Source organism: Pseudomonas sp. G5(2012) (assembly GCF_000408945.1).
Lineage (GTDB): Bacteria > Pseudomonadota > Gammaproteobacteria > Pseudomonadales > Pseudomonadaceae > Aquipseudomonas > Aquipseudomonas umsongensis.
The window spans coordinates 1-17757 of record NZ_APIO01000009.1; the positions used below are offsets into that span (position 1 = coordinate 1).

Annotated in this window: 18 protein-coding genes; 8 read left to right on the plus strand and 10 right to left on the minus strand. The window is 59.4% G+C overall.

All coding sequences use genetic code 11. The features are described from left to right. Positions 1 to 24: 24 nt before the first annotated feature. The 3 genes from secB to PG5_RS03625 are packed head-to-tail and all read right to left on the minus strand — an operon-like array spanning position 25 to position 1222. Positions 25 to 510: a protein-export chaperone SecB gene (gene secB / locus PG5_RS03615; protein WP_008058540.1), complete on the minus strand. Its 486-nt coding sequence runs from the start codon at positions 508 to 510 to the stop codon at positions 25 to 27. A 42-nt stretch (positions 511 to 552) separates the two neighbouring features. After that, positions 553 to 807: a glutaredoxin 3 gene (gene grxC, locus PG5_RS03620; RefSeq protein ID WP_008058538.1), complete on the minus strand. Its 255-nt coding sequence runs from the start codon at positions 805 to 807 to the stop codon at positions 553 to 555. Between the two features lies 1 nt (position 808). Next, the gene (locus PG5_RS03625; protein ID WP_020795729.1) at positions 809 to 1222 is read right to left on the minus strand and encodes a rhodanese-like domain-containing protein; all 414 of its coding nucleotides are present in this window, start codon (positions 1220 to 1222) and stop codon (positions 809 to 811) included. A gap of 153 nt (positions 1223 to 1375) precedes the next feature. Here PG5_RS03625 and gpmI point away from each other — a divergent pair, with 153 nt between their 5' ends. From gpmI to PG5_RS03650, 5 genes are all read left to right on the plus strand, one after another. Further along, on the plus strand, positions 1376 to 2905 hold the full coding sequence (gene gpmI, locus PG5_RS03630) for a 2,3-bisphosphoglycerate-independent phosphoglycerate mutase (RefSeq protein WP_020795730.1): 1530 nt from the start codon (positions 1376 to 1378) through the stop codon (positions 2903 to 2905). A 191-nt stretch (positions 2906 to 3096) separates the two neighbouring features. Continuing rightward, complete coding sequence (locus PG5_RS03635) at positions 3097 to 4392, plus strand: murein hydrolase activator EnvC (protein ID WP_020795731.1); 1296 nt, start codon at positions 3097 to 3099, stop codon at positions 4390 to 4392. A 34-nt stretch (positions 4393 to 4426) separates the two neighbouring features. Beyond that, a complete protein-coding gene (locus PG5_RS03640) occupies positions 4427 to 5746 on the plus strand; it encodes a S41 family peptidase (RefSeq protein WP_020795732.1) in 1320 nt (439 codons plus the stop codon). Between the two features lies 1 nt (position 5747). Beyond that, complete coding sequence (locus tag PG5_RS03645; RefSeq protein WP_020795733.1) at positions 5748 to 6515, plus strand: divergent polysaccharide deacetylase family protein; 768 nt, start codon at positions 5748 to 5750, stop codon at positions 6513 to 6515. A 113-nt stretch (positions 6516 to 6628) separates the two neighbouring features. Beyond that, positions 6629 to 7852 (plus strand): Vps62-related protein, encoded by a 1224-nt coding sequence (locus PG5_RS03650; RefSeq protein WP_020795734.1) that lies wholly within the window; start codon positions 6629 to 6631, stop codon positions 7850 to 7852. 52 nt (positions 7853 to 7904) lie between these two features. Here PG5_RS03650 and PG5_RS03655 read toward each other — a convergent pair whose 3' ends face one another. From PG5_RS03655 to PG5_RS03685, 7 genes are all read right to left on the minus strand, one after another. Next, the gene (locus PG5_RS03655; protein ID WP_020795735.1) at positions 7905 to 8660 is read right to left on the minus strand and encodes an ABC transporter substrate-binding protein; all 756 of its coding nucleotides are present in this window, start codon (positions 8658 to 8660) and stop codon (positions 7905 to 7907) included. 78 nt (positions 8661 to 8738) lie between these two features. Beyond that, positions 8739 to 9509, minus strand: a complete 771-nt coding sequence (hisF, locus tag PG5_RS03660) for an imidazole glycerol phosphate synthase subunit HisF (protein ID WP_007897430.1) — start codon at positions 9507 to 9509, stop codon at positions 8739 to 8741. Positions 9510 to 9518: 9 nt separating this feature from the next. Next, positions 9519 to 10256 carry a 1-(5-phosphoribosyl)-5-[(5-phosphoribosylamino)methylideneamino]imidazole-4-carboxamide isomerase gene (gene hisA, locus PG5_RS03665; protein WP_020795736.1) on the minus strand — a complete coding sequence of 246 codons (738 nt, stop codon included), beginning with the start codon at positions 10254 to 10256 and terminating at the stop codon, positions 9519 to 9521. Positions 10257 to 10298: 42 nt separating this feature from the next. Further along, positions 10299 to 10556 (minus strand): DUF2164 domain-containing protein, encoded by a 258-nt coding sequence (locus tag PG5_RS03670; protein WP_020795737.1) that lies wholly within the window; start codon positions 10554 to 10556, stop codon positions 10299 to 10301. Next, a complete protein-coding gene (hisH, locus tag PG5_RS03675) occupies positions 10556 to 11194 on the minus strand; it encodes an imidazole glycerol phosphate synthase subunit HisH (RefSeq protein ID WP_020795738.1) in 639 nt (212 codons plus the stop codon). Before hisH ends, PG5_RS03670 begins: the two co-directional genes overlap by 1 nt. Continuing rightward, positions 11194 to 11787, minus strand: a complete 594-nt coding sequence (gene hisB / locus PG5_RS03680; protein WP_007939452.1) for an imidazoleglycerol-phosphate dehydratase HisB — start codon at positions 11785 to 11787, stop codon at positions 11194 to 11196. The genes hisH and hisB overlap by 1 nt, the downstream gene beginning before the upstream one ends. A 292-nt stretch (positions 11788 to 12079) precedes the next feature. Further along, a complete protein-coding gene (locus PG5_RS03685) occupies positions 12080 to 13744 on the minus strand; it encodes an OFA family MFS transporter (RefSeq protein WP_020795739.1) in 1665 nt (554 codons plus the stop codon). A 408-nt stretch (positions 13745 to 14152) separates the two neighbouring features. Between PG5_RS03685 and PG5_RS03690 the strand changes: the two genes are divergently transcribed. The 3 genes from PG5_RS03690 to PG5_RS03700 are packed head-to-tail and all read left to right on the plus strand — an operon-like array spanning position 14153 to position 17711. Beyond that, a complete protein-coding gene (locus tag PG5_RS03690) occupies positions 14153 to 16378 on the plus strand; it encodes an AsmA family protein (RefSeq protein ID WP_020795740.1) in 2226 nt (741 codons plus the stop codon). Beyond that, positions 16375 to 17442: an A/G-specific adenine glycosylase gene (mutY, locus tag PG5_RS03695; RefSeq protein ID WP_020795741.1), complete on the plus strand. Its 1068-nt coding sequence runs from the start codon at positions 16375 to 16377 to the stop codon at positions 17440 to 17442. The genes PG5_RS03690 and mutY overlap by 4 nt, the downstream gene beginning before the upstream one ends. After that, on the plus strand, positions 17439 to 17711 hold the full coding sequence (locus tag PG5_RS03700; RefSeq protein WP_020795742.1) for an oxidative damage protection protein: 273 nt from the start codon (positions 17439 to 17441) through the stop codon (positions 17709 to 17711). Before mutY ends, PG5_RS03700 begins: the two co-directional genes overlap by 4 nt. The last annotated feature ends 46 nt before the right edge of the window (positions 17712 to 17757 follow it).

Below are 17757 nucleotides of genomic sequence, written 5' to 3' on the forward strand. Positions count from 1 at the left end.
TTTTTCATGGAGCAAACGAAGCTTTTATTGGACGGTCGGAGTCTCGCCCGCCGCTTGCATGCGTTGCAGCTCTTGCGCGTACAAGGCATCGAAGTTCACCGGAGCCAGCATCAGGGCCGGGAACGAGCCGCGGGTCACCAGGCTGTCCAGCGCTTCGCGAGCGTACGGGAACAGGATGTTCGGGCAGAACGCGCCCAGCGTGTGACTCATCGAAGCGTCGTCCAGGTTCTTGATCAGGAAGATACCGGCCTGTTGCACTTCGGCGATGAATGCCACTTCTTCACCGTTCTTCACGGTGACCGACAGGGTCAGCACAACTTCATGGAAGTCGCCTTCCAGCGCCTTTTGACGGGTATTGAGATCCAGACCGACACTCGGCTCCCACTGCTGGCGGAAGATCGCCGGGCTTTTCGGGGCTTCGAAGGACAAGTCACGTACGTAGATGCGCTGCAAGGAGAATTGCGGTGCGGTTTCTTCTTCGCTAGCTGCAGTGTTCTGTTGGTCAGTCATCTCAGATCCTTTCTGATCTTGGGCTTTTATAGGGTATGGAATTCAGGCCTTGAGCAGCGCGTCGAGCTTGCCGGCGCGCTCCAGGGCAAACAAATCATCACAACCGCCAACGTGGGTGCTGCCGATCCAGATCTGCGGCACGGACGTACGCCCGGCCTTCTGAGCCATTGCGGCACGCACCTGCGGCTTGCCATCGACCTTGATCTCTTCGAAGGCCACGCCTTTGTTCTCGAGCAGGTATTTGGCTCGGGAGCAATAAGGGCAGTAATCGCTGGAATAGACGACGACGTTGCTCATATCACTTCACCAGCGGCAGATTGTCGGCTTTCCAGCTGGAAACACCACCGGACAGTTTGGCGGCGGTGAAGCCAGCCTTTACCAGTTCGCGAGCGTGAGTCCCGGCCGTCTGGCCCATGGCGTCGACCAGGATGATGGTCTTGGCCTTGTGCTTTTCCAGCTCGACAATACGGGCAGCCAGTTTGTCGTGAGGAATATTCAACGCACCAACAATGTGACCGGCAGCGAAATCCTTGGCAGGACGAATGTCGATTACCACGCCCGCGTCTTTGTTGACCAGGCCAGTCAATTCGCCAGTGCTCAGGCTACGGCCGCCGCCCTGCATCTGATAGGCAATCAGCAACGCCAGCAGTACGACGAAGATACCGACGAGGATGTAGTGGTTAGTGGCAAATTCAATCAGGTGAGCAACCATCGAAGGAGGTTCCAGGGCGTTAAAATGTCGGCCAGTATACACAGCCACTATGGTGGGCCAAACCCCGTCCGGCGGTGACGTGGCCGGAACTTCGCTTTAAACTGCCACTCCCTTTTCCATCGCCCTCTTTTATCTCAGCCACGAGTGGACTCCATGACTACCACGCCTAAACCTTTGGTCCTGATTATTCTCGACGGCTTCGGTCACAGTGAGAGCCCTGAATCCAACGCGATCTTTGCCGCCAAGAAGCCTGTATTGGACCGCCTGTGGGCCACCGTGCCCAACGGCCTGATTTCGGGCAGCGGCATGGACGTCGGCTTGCCGGACGGCCAGATGGGCAACTCCGAAGTCGGCCACATGAACCTCGGTGCCGGTCGCGTGGTGTATCAGGACTTCACCCGTGTGACCAAATCGATCCGCGACGGCGAGTTCTTCGAGAACCCGACCATCTGTGCCGCGGTGGACAAAGCTGTCGCTGCCGGGAAGGCCGTGCACTTCATGGGCTTGCTGTCCGATGGCGGTGTGCACAGCCACCAGGATCACCTGGTCGCCATGGCCGAACTGGCCGCCAAGCGCGGCGCCGAAAAAATCTACCTGCACGCCTTCCTCGACGGCCGCGATACCCCGCCGAAAAGCGCGCAATCGTCGATCGAACTGCTGGACGCTACCTTCAAGGCCCTGGGTAAAGGCCGGATCGCCAGCCTCATCGGTCGTTATTTCGCCATGGATCGCGACAACCGCTGGGACCGTGTCTCCCAGGCCTACAACCTGATCGTCGAAGGCCAGGGCGAATTCAACGCCGCCACCGCTCAGGAAGGTCTGCAAGCGGCTTACGAGCGCGGCGAAAGCGATGAATTCGTCAAGGCCACTTCCATTGGCGAGCCGGTGAAAGTCGAAGACGGCGACGCCGTGGTGTTCATGAACTTCCGCGCCGACCGCGCGCGCGAGCTGACCCGCGTTTTCGTCGAGGACGACTTCAAGGAATTTGAACGTACCCGTCAGCCAAAACTGGCCGGTTTCGTCATGCTGACCCAATACGCCGCCAGCATTCCCGCACCTTCGGCCTTTGCCGCCGGCAGCCTGGAAAACGTGCTGGGCGACTACCTGGCGAAAAACGGCAAGACCCAGCTGCGTATCGCCGAAACCGAGAAATACGCCCACGTGACCTTCTTCTTCTCTGGCGGTCGTGAAGAACCGTTCCCGGGCGAAGAACGCATCCTGATCCCGTCGCCTCAAGTCGCTACCTATGACTTGCAGCCGGAAATGAGCGCGCCTGAAGTCACCGACCGCATCGTCGACGCCATCGAAAACCAGCGTTACGACGTAATCGTGGTCAACTACGCCAACGGCGACATGGTCGGCCACAGCGGTGTGTTCGAGGCAGCGGTCAAGGCTGTTGAGTGCCTTGACCAGTGCGTCGGTCGCATCGTCGATGCCCTGGAAAAAGTCGGCGGCGAAGCGCTGATCACCGCGGACCACGGCAACGTCGAGCAGATGTCCGACGAAACCACCGGCCAGGCCCACACCGCGCACACCACCGAACCGGTGCCGTTCATCTATGTGGGCAAGCGTGACCTGAAGGTTCGCGAAGGCGGCGTGCTGGCAGATGTGGCGCCGACCATGCTGAAGCTGCTAGGCCTTGAAAAACCGGCGGAAATGACCGGGACTTCGATTCTGGTGTAACCCGCACGCTCAAACGCCACAAACCACTGTGGGAGCTGGCCTGCCAGCTCCCACAGTGGTTTGTGGTGGTTTTACAGACTAAATCCCCCCCACCTCCCCTTCCAGTCATCACACAGTCAGAAATGGGCATTTTTTTTGCTGCTCATGGCGGGCATACTAGGACGTCCCTTTCTTTGGTGTCGCCCGCCTCTATGCTCCGCGTCCTGATAGCCCTCGCCCTGACTTGCCTGCTCCAGCCGGCCTTCGCCGATGAGCGCGCGCAAACCCAGCAACAATTGGACGCCACGCGTCACGACATTGCCGAGTTGAAAAAACTGCTGGGCAAGCTGCAGGAAGAAAAGTCCGGCGTGCAGAAAGACCTCAAGGGCACTGAAACCGAGATGGGCAAGCTCGAGAAGCAGGTCGACGCCCTGCAAAAAGAGCTGAAGAAAAGCGAAACCGAGTTGCAACGACTCGATGCAGAGAAAAAAAAACTCCAGAGCGCGCGCACTGAACAACAGCGACTGATTGCCATCCAGGCCCGCGCGGCTTATCAGAACGGCCGGCAGGAATACTTGAAACTGCTGCTCAACCAGCAGAACCCAGAGAAGTTCGCCCGCACGCTCACCTATTACGACTACCTGAGCCAGGCTCGCCTGGAGCAGCTGAAGAATTTCAACGAAACCCTGCGCCAGCTCGCCAATGTCGAAAAAGACATCGGCCTGCAGCAGGCGCAATTGCTGGTACAGCAAAGCAGCCTGGAAACCCAGCGTGGCGAGCTCGAGAAAGTACGTCAGGAGCGCCAGCAAGTCCTGGCCAAGCTCAACGACGACGTGAAAGCTCGCGACCAGAAACTGGCAGCCCGTGAGCAGGACCAGGCAGACCTGTCTAAAGTCCTTAAAACTATTGAAGAAACCTTGGCCCGCCAGGCTCGTGAGGCAGAAGAGGCGCGACAAAAAGCGCTGATCGCCCAGCAGGAAGCCGAAAAAAAGCGTTTACGTGAGGCCCAGGCGCTGGCAGATGCCAACGACGATGCCCCACGCAAACCGGTTAAATCGACACCCGGCCCACTGGTTTCCAGTTCCGGTGAAACCTTTGGCGGCGCATTTGCTTCAACTCGCGGCAAACTTCCATGGCCTGTCGATGGTCGACTGTTGGCGCGCTTCGGTGAAAGCCGTGGCGACGACGCCCGGACCAAGTGGGACGGCGTAATGATCGGCGCTTCTGCAGGCAGTGCGGTGCATGCGGTGCATGGCGGTCGAGTGGTGTTCGCCGACTGGTTGCGCGGGGCCGGGCTGCTGGTGATTCTCGACCACGGCAACGGTTTCCTGAGTCTTTATGGTCACAACCAGACACTGCTCAAGTCTGCGGGTGACGTGGTAAAAGCCGGTGAATCCATCTCCACTGTCGGTAACAGTGGCGGGCAGGACACACCAGCGCTGTACTTTGCTATTCGTCAGCAGGGTCACCCGAGTGATCCGGCGCAATGGTGCCGCGCGCAAGGATAGGCGCTGAGTCACCTACATTAGGAGTTCGTTCGACATGCTGCATTTGTCCCGCCTTACCTCGCTGGCCCTGGCGATCGCCCTGGTGATCGGCGCGCCTCTGGCGTTCGCCGCTCAACCGGCCCCGGCAGTCGCGCCTGCGGGCACTGCCGCGACCACCAAGGCGCCACTGCCGCTGGAAGAGTTGCGCACCTTTGCCGAGGTCATGGATCGGATCAAGGCCGCGTATGTCGAACCGGTAGACGACAAGACCCTGCTGGAAAACGCGATCAAGGGCATGCTCAGCAACCTTGACCCGCACTCCGCCTACCTGGGACCAGAAGACTTCGCTGAACTGCAGGAAAGCACCAGTGGCGAATTCGGCGGCCTGGGCATCGAAGTCGGCGCCGAGGACGGCTTTATCAAAGTGGTGTCGCCAATCGATGACACACCGGCCTCCAAGGCTGGCATCCAGGCAGGCGACTTCATCGTCAAGATCAACGGCCAACCCACCCGCGGACAGAGCATGACCGAAGCGGTGGACAAGATGCGCGGCAAGATCGGCCAGAAAATCACCCTGACCCTGGTACGTGACGGCGGTACGCCATTCGATGTGACCCTGGCCCGCGCCATCATTCAGGTGAAGAGCGTGAAGAGCCAGCTGCTCGAATCCGGCTATGGCTACATCCGCATCACCCAATTCCAGGTCAAGACCGGCGAAGAAGTGTCCAAGGCCCTGGCGAAGCTGCGCAAAGACAACGGCAAGAAACTCAACGGCATCATCCTCGACCTGCGCAACAACCCGGGCGGCGTACTGCAATCGGCGGTGGAAGTGGTCGACCATTTCATCACCAAGGGCCTGATCGTCTACACCAAGGGTCGCATCGCCAACTCCGAACTGCGTTTCTCTGCCACCGGCAAGGACGAAAGCGAAGCCGTGCCAATGGTCGCGCTGATCAATGGCGGCAGCGCCTCGGCCTCGGAAATCGTCGCCGGCGCCCTGCAAGACCAGAAACGCGCGGTGATCATGGGTACGCCGAGTTTCGGCAAAGGCTCGGTGCAAACCGTGCTGCCACTGAACAACGACCGAGCACTGAAGATCACCACCGCGTTGTACTACACGCCCAACGGCCGCTCGATCCAGGCCCAGGGTATCGTCCCGGACATCGAAGTGCGCAAGGCCAAGATCACCAACGAGCAAGACGGCGACTACTTCAAGGAAGCCGACCTGCAAGGTCACTTGGGCAACGGCAACGGTGGCGCCGACAAACCAAGCAGCTCCGGCGGCAAGGCCAAGCCGATGCCGCAAGACGACGATTATCAACTGGCCCAGGCCCTGAGCCTGCTCAAAGGGCTGAGCATCACATCCGGTCGCTGAGATGCTTGCGCGGGTAGTCCTGGGGCTGTTGTGTTGCCTGGCGGGTGTTGTTCACGCTGCACCCGCCCCTCAAAAGGCTTATATCAGCCTGATCATCGATGACCTGGGGCAAAACCTGCCCCGGGATCGCCAGGTGCTGGCCCTTCCGGGGCCGGTGACGGCGGCGATCATGCCCGACACCCCTCACGCCACCGAGTTCGCTCGCGAAGCCCATCGTGCCGGCAAGATCGTCATCCTGCACATGCCCATGGACCCGGCCACCGGTCCGTTCGCCTGGCATCCCGACTTGCCTGTCGAAGAGCTCGAGAAACGCCTGAACGCAGCACTCAAGGTCGTACCCTATACCGCTGGCATCAATAACCACATGGGCAGCCGCATGACTGCCCAACGCCCAGCCATGGCCTGGTTGATGGCTGACCTGCAGCGTCGGCACAAGCTCTTCGTGGATAGTCGCACCAGCGCGCAGACTGTGGCAGCGGCCGAAGCGCAGAACATTGGATTGGCGAGTATTTCGCGTGATGTGTTTCTGGATGATGAGCGCACTGAAGCGGCAATCTTCACCCAGTTGCAGACAGCAATCAGCCTTGCGCGTAAGCAGGGTTCGGCGGTGATGATCGGGCATCCGTATCCACAGACGCTGGCGGTACTGGAGCGTGAACTGCCCAAGCTCAAGGCTCAGGGTATCGAGTGGATTGATATCAAGCAGATGGTCAGTGTGCGCGGCAATCGCGCCATGGTTGCCCATGGCAAAGACGGAATTTACCGGTAACAACTCGCCAGGCACCTATACATAGCTACCGCCCGACACCTCTTCCAATTCCAGATATTGAGACCTGCAACAGGTCGCGGCCCTGAGTCGCCTTTTACATATCAGGAATAACCATGAACACCGAGAACAGCGCTACAAAACCAATAGGCTCGATAAAAGTCGATAACTTGCTAATCAACTTTACGACAGAGTTTCAGCGACTCTGGGACAGCGGGCGATCACAAGCGAAGCCCGCAACCTTTTGGCGCGCTGCGCCAGCCCCTGATTTGCTGCCGGGCTATTTCTCTCTGGGCGATTTAGTCATTCCTGGACATGACAGTATTAATAGTAAAAAAGTGGCCGTGGTCGTCTGCGAAGGACCAAAAAGTGGAGAAAGCACCAAAGTTAATGCACTCAGCCCACCTATCGACTTCGAACAAGTCTGGAGAAGTGCAGGCTCAACAACCGTTGCGGACTGCACGATTTGGCGCCCGATCCCTCCCGATGGCTACGTTGCAATGGGGATGGTGTGTTCCGACCGTGAAAAACCTTCGCTCAACGTGGTTCGATGCATCAGGGAGGACCTGGTAGTAGCCTCAACTGTCGGCAACTTGATCTGGAGCGATAAAAGCAGTGGTGCGCGACAGGATCTCAGCGCTTGGAGCATCTGCCCACCCATCGCGCAAAACGGTGAAATCTACCTTTCACCCGGTACCTTTGCCGGTGTTAGAGGCTATTCCAAACCGACGACACTCACTACTTATTCATTGCGAATGAGCATCCCGCTTCAAATCAACCCCCAGCTGCAGGCACCAGTACTGTCCGGGATCGGGCAGCCTACACAACTCGAAAAAGCCGAAACCACTTACATCGCCAAACTTCCCTGGTTTACCGTAATAGACCCGGTTCTGAGCCCGATTGAGCAACTACGCACAACGCCTTCATACCTCTTGGAGAGGACAGACCAGTATGTGCTCGTGGGAAGCGGCCATAATGAAGACGCCGCGAGTAAAACCTTCAAGTGGATAGTACACAGAGTTCAGACACGTCAAAGCCTGACGGCATTCGCCCTCGTCACGTCTATCGAATTCGATAGTGAATGGCCAATCAACGTGCAGGCGCCTCTCATCAACTTTTCGGGGAGATTGGACAAGAAATTTGCTCATTCTGATGAGTCAGGCGGATGGTCCGCCCATGCTGCCACAGAAGTCTTTATCGTCGTCTCGAAAAACAGAACTGTGGCGGTATATCAAATGCAGAGTAACTACAGACTGCTGCGCGAAGACAGAACTCAAGTCACTACAGAGCTTAATTACACCGACATGAGCAATTTACACCTGACTGAATTCTCATCTTAAAAGACGGATGAAGTCACACCCACCCTTTAACCAGTAGAAATTCCAGCAGCAACTATAGATACCGCCCCATGATCTCGTCGACCACGCCGTCCTTGCGCATCTGATCCAGTGCAGCCTGTAACTTGGCGACGGTTGCCTGCGGTACGTCCTTGTTCAGCGCCAGGTACAGCTCGGCGCTGTTGAAACGCAACACGGTCTTTAGCCCGTTTACCCCGTCCTGGCGCGCCAGATAGCGCCCGGCCGGGTCGCCGGTGGCCCACAGGTCGATCTGTCCGCTGACCAGCTTCTTCGCATTATCCTGATCGCGTAGCACCACGATTGGCTTCAGGCCCTGCTTGGCGAGCGTCTCGGCAATCGCATCGCCCTTGTACGCGCCAATCCTGTATTTGCGCGCGTCCTCCAGGGTCTCGAGGGAGATTTTGCTGTCAGCCTTGGCCAGCATGATCCAGTCATCCGGACCGATCGGCCCGACCCATTTGAAAAGCCGCTCGCGGTCCGGCAAACGGGCCATCACGAATGCTCCGTAACCGGGGTTTTCCAGCGCGAGTTTGTAGACACGCTCCCAAGGGAAACGCAGGGTCAGGCTATAAGTGACGTTGGCGCGCTTGAACATCTCGCGGACGATGTCCACGGCGATCCCATTGATGTTCTCGTCCTGAGCGAAGTTCTTGCCGTTCTTGGCCATGTTGTACGGCGGGAAGTTTTCCGTCAGCAACACCAGTTCCGTGGTGGAGCTGTCGGCGGCGCGTGCGCTACTGATGAGCAACAAGGAAGCGCTGGCGAGGACAAGAAGAATGCGTTTAAACATGTCTGGCTACCGAAATCCATGGCGTACTCAAGAGTGCCCTGAGCCCGCCATGATGTCCACTGGCCTGTACCGGTTTGTTCAGCGCATCACAATACCGCGGTGGGCCATATAGGCCTTGGCTTCTTGAACGGTGTATTCACCGAAGTGGAAAATACTCGCTGCCAACACTGCACTGGCGTGGCCCTCGAGAATGCCGTCGGCCAGGTGCTGGAGGTTGCCGACACCGCCGGAAGCGATCACCGGAATGCCCAATGCATCGCTGATGGCGCGGGTGACACCCAGGTCGAAGCCATTTTTCATGCCGTCCTGGTCCATGCTGGTCAGGAGGATCTCACCGGCACCCAGGCCTTCCATCTTCTTCGCCCATTCGACCGCGTCGAGCCCGGTGGGCTTGCGCCCGCCGTGGGTGAAGATTTCCCAGCGCGGGGTTTCGCCAGGTCCCGAGACCTTCTTCGCATCAATGGCAACCACGATGCATTGCGAACCGAAGTGCTGCGCCGCTTCACCGACGAATTCCGGGTTGAACACAGCAGCGGTGTTGATCGAGACCTTGTCCGCACCGGCATTGAGCAGGTTACGAATGTCCTGCACGGTGCGTACGCCACCGCCCACGGTCAGCGGGATAAACACCTGGCTGGCCATGCGCTCGACGGTATGCAGCGTGGTGTCGCGACCGTCGACGCTGGCAGTGATGTCGAGGAAAGTAATCTCGTCGGCACCCTGCTCGTCATAACGACGGGCGATCTCCACCGGGTCGCCCGCGTCACGGATGTTCTCGAACTTCACACCTTTGACGACCCGGCCGTTATCCACGTCCAGGCAAGGGATGATGCGTTTGGCCAGCGCCATGGTCAGTCCTCAGCCTTTGTACGAATCGCAGAAAGCTTGCGCTTCAGCGACGTCGAGGGTGCCTTCATAAATCGCACGACCGGTGATCGCACCGATGATGCCTGGCGCCTTGGCGTCGAGCAGGGTCTTGATGTCACCCAGGTTGTGGATGCCACCGGAAGCGATCACCGGGATCTTCGTGGCAGCCGCCAGCGCAGCGGTGAACGGCACGTTGCAACCCTGCATCATGCCGTCTTTGGCGATGTCGGTATAAACGATGGCGGACACGCCGTCGGCTTCAAATTGCTTGGCCAGGTCGATCACCTGGATGGTGCTGATTTCAGCCCAGCCATCGGTAGCGACGAAACCGTCCTTGGCGTCCAGGCCGACAATTACCTTGCCCGGGAACGCGCGGCAGGCTTCGGCAACGAAGGCCGGATCTTTCACGGCCTTGGTGCCGATGATCACGTAGCTCACGCCCGCTTTCACGTAGTGTTCGATGGTTTCCAGGGAACGGATGCCACCGCCGATCTGGATCGGCAGGTTCGGGTAGCGCCTGGCAATCGCGGTGACCACTTCGCCGTTGACCGGCTGGCCTTCGAACGCACCGTTCAGGTCGACCAGATGCAGACGACGGCAACCGCCCTCCACCCACTTGGCAGCCATGCTCACCGGGTCATCGGAGAACACTGTGGAATCTTCCATGCGGCCCTGGCGCAGACGAACACAGGCACCGTCTTTAAGATCGATAGCGGGAATAATCAGCATCTGGCAAACCTTCAAATTTGAATGTTCAGCTTGGCTCGGAAATCAGTTTTTCTCGAGCGCCCACAGGTCGCTTTCGATGCTTTCGAACCTCTCCTTGAGGTGCGCCTGCACATCGAATATCGCCCTGTTGTAATAGTGAGGAGCAATTTCGCGGGTGAACAGCTCAAGGATTTCGGCCGCTTCGAACGAACCCAGGTCCAGTTCGAAGCGATCCTCCATGAAGCGCTTGATCTTGTGATTGGCCTCACTCTCCTGTTCAGGAGTGAGGGTCAGGATCGGCGGCTTCTTCTTGACCGCCATTACCAGCGACCGTCCCACGCGGCGAAGTTCTGCAGCAACTGCAGGCCATGGGTATGGCTTTTCTCCGGGTGGAACTGCACGGCGAAACGCGAGCCTTCGGCCAGCGCTGCGGCAAAGTCGACCCCGTAATGACCGCCACCGACCACCTGCCGCGCATTACCGGCGGCGATGTAGTAGCTGTGCACGAAGTAAAACCGCGCCATGTCTGGAATGTCGTGCCACAGCGGGTGACTCACCTTCTGCTTTACTTCGTTCCAGCCCATGTGCGGGACTTTCAGGTGTTCGCCGTCCTCGACAAGATCCTTGCCGAAGAACTTCACCTGGCCCGGGAACAGGCCGATGCAGTCGACGCCGTCGTTCTCTTCGCTGTGTTCGAGCAAGGCCTGCATGCCAACGCAGATGCCGAGGAACGGACGATCCTGGCTGACCTCACGTACCAGTGAATCGAAACCCAGTCGACGGATCTCCGCCATGCAGTCGCGGATCGCGCCAACACCGGGGAAAACCACCCGGTCGGCTTCGCGAATCACGTTCGCATCGCTGGTGATCAGGACCTTGCCAGCCCCCACGTGCTCGAGGGCCTTGGCCACCGAGTGCAGGTTGCCCATGCCGTAATCGATAACCGCGACTGTCTGCATTACAGGACGCCCTTGGTCGAAGGCATTTGCCCGGCCATGCGGTCATCGAGTTCCACGGCCATGCGCAGGGCGCGGCCGAAAGCCTTGAACACAGTTTCGATCTGGTGGTGGGTGTTGTGCCCACGCAGGTTGTCGATGTGCAGGGTGACGTTGGCGTGGTTGACGAAGCCCTGGAAGAATTCCTGGAACAGGTCAACATCGAAACCGCCGACGGTGGCGCGGGTATACGGCACATGCATCTGCAGGCCAGGGCGGCCGGAGAAGTCGATTACCACGCGCGACAGCGCTTCATCGAGCGGCACGTAGGCGTGGCCGTAGCGACGGATGCCTTTCTTGTCGCCGATGGCTTTGGTGAATGCCTGACCCAGGGTGATACCGACATCTTCCACCGTGTGGTGGTCATCGATATGCAGGTCGCCTTTGCTGACGATATCCAGGTCGATCAGCCCGTGACGGGCGATCTGGTCCAGCATGTGCTCAAGAAAAGGTACACCGATATCAAATCGGGCCTTTCCGGTGCCATCCAGGTTGATCGAGGCTTTGATCTGGGTTTCCAGAGTGTCGCGCTCGACTGACGCCATACGTTCGGCCATCACCAGCTCCGCAAAATCATTGGGCGAAAAAGGCAACCATTATAGGGGCGCGGGCGCGAAACAGAAACACGGGAGGTGATATCGCTGACGGATAGAATCCCCGGTCGTCGGGGATAGACATGTCCATACAAGCCATTTTCAGGCACCACCAGACAAATGTGGGAGCGGGCTTGCTCGCGAAAGGGGCTGCACATTCAACATCTCTGTCGACTGTCAGACCGCAATCGCGAGCAAGCCCGCTCCCACAGGGGTTGGTGTTGGCCTGAAGATGTCAGGCCAGACCCTCAGCTTCTTAGTGGAACAGTACCGCTGTTTTTTGCAGCGTCACCCACACACCCCATGCCAACGGAATACCCACCACCAGCCAGGCAGCTACCGCCAACGGCTTGGTGCCGGCATCGGCTTTCCACTCCAGCACGGTGCTGCTGTCAGCCCCTTTGTCGTGACCCAGAGCCTGTTCGGCAGCCAGCTCGGCGTCGGTCATGAAGTACTTGTCGGCCACCGGACGTACCAGCAGGTTGCAGATAAAGCCCAGTACCAGCAGGCCCGCCAGGATGTACAAGGTGATGTCGTACGCCGCTGCACGCTCGACGCCGATGCTCAGCTGATATTCACGCAGGTAGTTCACCAGCACCGGACCCAACACACCTGCCGCCGCCCATGCCGTCAGCAGGCGACCGTGGATCGCACCGACCATTTGCGTGCCGAACAGGTCCGCCAGATAAGCGGGGACCGTGGCAAAACCACCGCCGTACATCGACAGGATGATGCAGAAGGCTGCCACGAACAGCGCGACACTGCCCAGATGCCCAAGGTTCGGAATCAGTCCGTATAAAGCAAAGCCCAGGGCGAAGAACACGAAGTAGGTGTTTTTACGGCCCAGGTAATCCGAGAACGAGGCCCAGAAGAAACGCCCGCCGATGTTGAACAGGCTCAGCAAACCGGTGAAGCCCGCAGCGATGGCGGCAATCGAAGCCAGTTGCGAGGCGTCCAGTTGGCCAAATGTCAGGTCATTGCCCAGCAACTTGCCGGCAAAAACCTCCTGCAACAGTGGCGAAGCCATGCCGAGGATGCCGATACCGGCGGATACGTTCAGGCACAACACCAGCCATACCAGGCGAAATTGTGGCGTCTTCCACGCCACGTTAACGTGCACGTGACGGTGGGTGATCATCGCGTTCGAGGCTTTTTTCGCAGGTGCCGTCCAGCCTTCAGGCTTCCAGCCGGTCGGCGGCACTCGATAGGACAGCGCGCCGCCGATCATGAACACGAAATAGATCGCAGCCATGACCAGGAAGCTTTGCCACACGCCGACACTGGTGGGCGAGGCAAAATGACTCATCAACGCCGCCGCCAAGGGCGCACCGACCATTGCACCCCCGCCGAAACCCATGATCGCCATGCCGGTCGCCATGCCGCGCTTGTCCGGGAACCACTTGATCAAGGTCGACACCGGCGAGATGTAGCCCAGGCCCAGGCCGATACCGCCAATGACCCCGGAGCCGATCCACATCAGCCAGATCTGGTGGGTATAGACCCCCAGCGCGGAAATCAGCAGACCGCCGCACCAGCACAGCGCCGAGACGACACCCGCCTTGCGCGGCCCGGCATGCTCCAGCCAGCCACCCCAGATGGCGGCCGAGCAACCCAGGAAGATGAAGAACAGGGTGTAGATCCAGCCGAGCATCGAAATCGGCCAGTCGCATTGCGAAGAAAACACTTGAGCGATGAAGCTCATGTCGGGCGCACAAGCCACTGGTGCGGTGATGCCGAGCGCTTTGGACAGCGGCAACCAGAATACCGAGAAGCCATACGCCATGCCGATACACAGATGGATAGCCAGCGCGGCCGGTGGCACCAGCCATCGGTTGAAACCGGGCCTGGCGATAATGCGCTCCTTGGAAAGGAACGCGGGCTGGCCGGCTTGAAGGCCGTCTGCCGTGATGCTCGTGGTCATTGTTTATCCCCCAATTGTCAGTAGTGTTCGCCAGCCACTTTTCACCCTCAGCCTTAATGCACGCAGACATGACCGTTTTTTAGGGAAAAGCTCGTTTTTCCTGCGACATCACGTCGCAGAGGGGCGGACGAACCGGTGCAGGGTAGCATTTGCCAATGGTCGAAAAACCAAACTGACATCACGTTTTCGAAGTTGTCCGTTTTCGTACCACTGAAGGAACCTCCCTTGCGATCATTGTCGAACTGATTAACCACTTCTTCTCCGGTACAGATCCTGTCTACACGCAGGCAAAATCACTTTTTGCCTGGATGCTCGACGCTCTGTCCTTGTGATCTGCCCGGTCGGGCGCTGCGGAGCGCTATACTCCCCGGCTAAATTTCGAATTCGACTAACTACAAGGACTCGCCCATGAAAGCGTTCGGCAAAATCCTGGGTCTGGTACTTCTCGGGCTGTTGCTGATCGTAGTGGCGCTGGGCTTTGCCCTGACCCACCTCTTCGATCCCAACGACTACAAAGACGAGATACGCCAGATTGCCCGCGACAAGGCCCACATCGAGCTGACGCTCAATGGCGATATCGGCTGGAGCCTGTTCCCTTGGCTGGGCCTGGAACTGCACGATGCGGCGGTCGCTACCCTGGCCAAGCCCGCCGAGCCCTTCGCCGACCTGCAGATGCTCGGCCTGTCGGTCCGCGTGCTGCCATTGCTGCGCCGCGAGGTGCAGATGAGCGATGTGCGCGTCGAAGGCCTGAACCTGCGCCTGAACCGCGACAAAGATGGCCACGGCAACTGGGAAGACATCGGCAAGGTGCCCAAGCCTGCAACCACGGCCACGCCTGCCGATGCCACCAGCGAACCTGAGCAGCCAACCACCGCCCAGGCGGAAAAACCGGCACAGCCCATTCGCCTGGACATCGACAGCCTGACCGTCAACAACGCCCGCGTGGAATACAGCGACGAAAAAACCGGCAAGCAATTCAGCGCCGAAAGCATCCAGCTCAGTACCGGGCCGGTGCACGACTCCACCAACATCCCGGTCAAGCTCACCGCGTTCCTGGGCACCAACCAGCCGGTTCTGCGGGTGCGCACCGAGCTCAACGGCGAATTGCGTTTCGAACGCGCGCTGCAGCGCTACAAGCTCGAAGACATGAAGCTGTCCGGTGAAGTCGCCGGCGATCCGCTGCAAGGCAAGACCGTGACCTTCGCTGCGCAAGGCCAGCTGTTGCTGGACAAGGCTGCCAACGTCGCCGAGTGGACCGGGATCAAGGTCTCCGCCAACCAACTGCGAGCGCTGGGCGAGCTGAAGGTCAATGACCTCGATAAAACCCCGCAGGTTAACGGCGGCTTGTCGATTGCCCAGTTCGACCTGGCGAAATTCGTCGACAGCATCGGCCAGAAACTCCCGGCGATGGCCGAAGGCAGCCTGAGCAAGGTCGAACTGGCCACGCGCCTGACCGGCACGCCCTCCAGCCTCACGCTCGATGACATCAACCTGAAAGTCGACGACAGCACCTTTACCGGTCGCATCGCTGTCGAGGATTTCGCCAAGCAATCCCTGCGCGCAACCCTCAAGGCGGACACCTTCAACGTCGACCGTTACCTGGCGCCGAAGTCGGCCGAGGCTAACAGCGCCAAGCAAGTGCGTCAGGCCGAAGTCGCCAGCACCGAAGCTGATGCCATGGCCGGGGCCGGCAGCACACCCCTGCCGCAATCCCCAACCAAAGAAGCCTGGAGCAACGAACGCCTGCTGCCGGTGGAACGTCTGAGCAAGCTGGATGTAGACGCCGACCTGACCTTCGGCCAGTTAACCCTGGAAAAACTGCCGATCCACAACGCGGTGCTCAAGGCCAACGGCCAGGGTGGATTGTTGACGCTGAGCAGCCTGCGCGGCGACCTGTACGAGGGCAACTTCGAAGCCAAAGGCACCCTTGATGTGCGCCAGCAGGCGCCGGTGCTGAACATGCAGACGCAAATCAGCCGGGTGCCAGCGGAAAAAATCCTCGAAAGCCAGGGCAAGGAGCCACCGGTCAAAGGCCTGGTAACACTCAACAGCACCCTCACCGGTAGCGGCAACAGCCAGAAAGCGCTGATCGAAACCCTTAATGGCAACGCCAGTTTCGTCATCAACAATGGCGTGCTGCTCAATGCCAACCTCGAACAACAGTTGTGCAAAGGCATCGCCACGCTCAACCGCAAGTCCCTCAGCGGCGAGCCAAGGGGCAAGGACACACCGTTCCAGGAGCTCAAGGGTAACCTGACCTTTCGAAACGGCGTCGCGAGCAACCCGGACCTGAAAGTGCGCATCCCGGGCATGACCGTCAACGGCGACGGCGACATCGACCTGCGGGTCTTGGGCATGGATTATCGCGTGGGCATCATTGTCGAAGGCGACAAGAGCGACATGCCGGACCCGGCCTGCCAGGTGAGCGAGAAATTTGTCGGCATCCAGTGGCCGTTGCGTTGCCGCGGCCCACTGGAGCTCGGCGCCAAGGCCTGCCGCCTGGATAACGAACGCATGGGCCAGGTCGCGAGCAAACTGGCGGGCGAGCGCATCAGCGAAAAAATCGACGAGAAACTGGGCGACAAGGTCAGCCCGGAACTCAAGGACGCACTCAAGGGGCTGTTCAAGCGATGAGAGCCGATCAGTTTTCATTGGCGGTGCTGGAATGGTTCGACCGCCACGGCCGCCACGATTTGCCCTGGCAACAGGGCATCACCCCTTATCGGGTGTGGGTCTCGGAAATCATGCTGCAACAAACCCAGGTCAGCACCGTGCTGAATTACTTCGACCGGTTCATGGCCTCGCTGCCGACGGTCGAAGCCCTGGCGGCGGCGCCCGAGGACGAAGTGCTGCACCTGTGGACGGGCCTTGGTTACTACACCCGCGCGCGGAATCTGCAGAAGACTGCCAAAATCGTCGTCGAGCAGTACGGCGGTGAATTCCCCCGGGACGTGGAAAAACTCACCGACCTGCCCGGCATCGGCCTGTCCACGGCGGGTGCGATCGCCAGTATCAGCATGGGCCTGCGCGCGCCGATCCTCGACGGCAACGTCAAACGCGTTCTGGCACGCTTTACCGCGCAAGAGGGTTACCCGGGCGAGCCGAAGGTCGCCAAACAGCTATGGGCGAACGCTGAGCGCTTTACACCGCACGATCGGGTGAACGCCTACACCCAGGCGATGATGGACCTGGGCGCCACGCTCTGCACCCGAAGCAAGCCGAGCTGCCTGCTCTGCCCGCTGGAAAAAGGCTGTGAAGCGCACATGCTCGGCCTGGAAACCCGCTACCCGATTCCCAAGCCACGCAAAGCCATCCCGCAGAAACGCACGCTGATGCCGATGCTTGCCAATGCTGAAGGTGCGATCCTGCTTTACCGTCGACCTTCCACGGGCCTGTGGGGCGGCTTGTGGAGCTTGCCGGAACTCGATGACCTCGACGACCTGCAACATCTCGCCTCGCAGCACTCGCTGGAGTTGGGCAACCCGCAGGCACTGCCGAACCTGGTGCACACCTTCAGCCATTTCCAGTTATCCATCGAACCCTGGCTGGTTCAGGTCCAGGAGGCCGGCCAGCACGTGGCCGAGGCCGACTGGCTCTGGTATAACCTCGCCACCCCGCCGCGCCTGGGCCTTGCCGCCCCGGTCAAGACCTTGCTCGAACGCGCGGCTGCCGTATTGAACGCAGGAGAGTCGTCATGACCCGCACCATCATGTGCCGCAAGTACAAAGAAGAATTGCCCGCCCTGGAGCGCGCTCCATTCCCGGGTGCCAAAGGCCTGGACATTCTTGACCACGTCTCGGCCAAGGCCTGGGCCGATTGGCAAAAACACCAAACGCTGCTGATCAACGAAAAGCGCCTGAACATGATGAACGCCGAAGACCGCAAATATCTTCAGGGCGAGATGGACAAGTACTTCTCCGGTGAGGATTACGCCAAGGCCGAAGGCTACGTTCCGCCTGCCGAGTAAGCCCGTGAAATCGGGGGGTCGGATCGTAAGCGACGGTAATAATTAA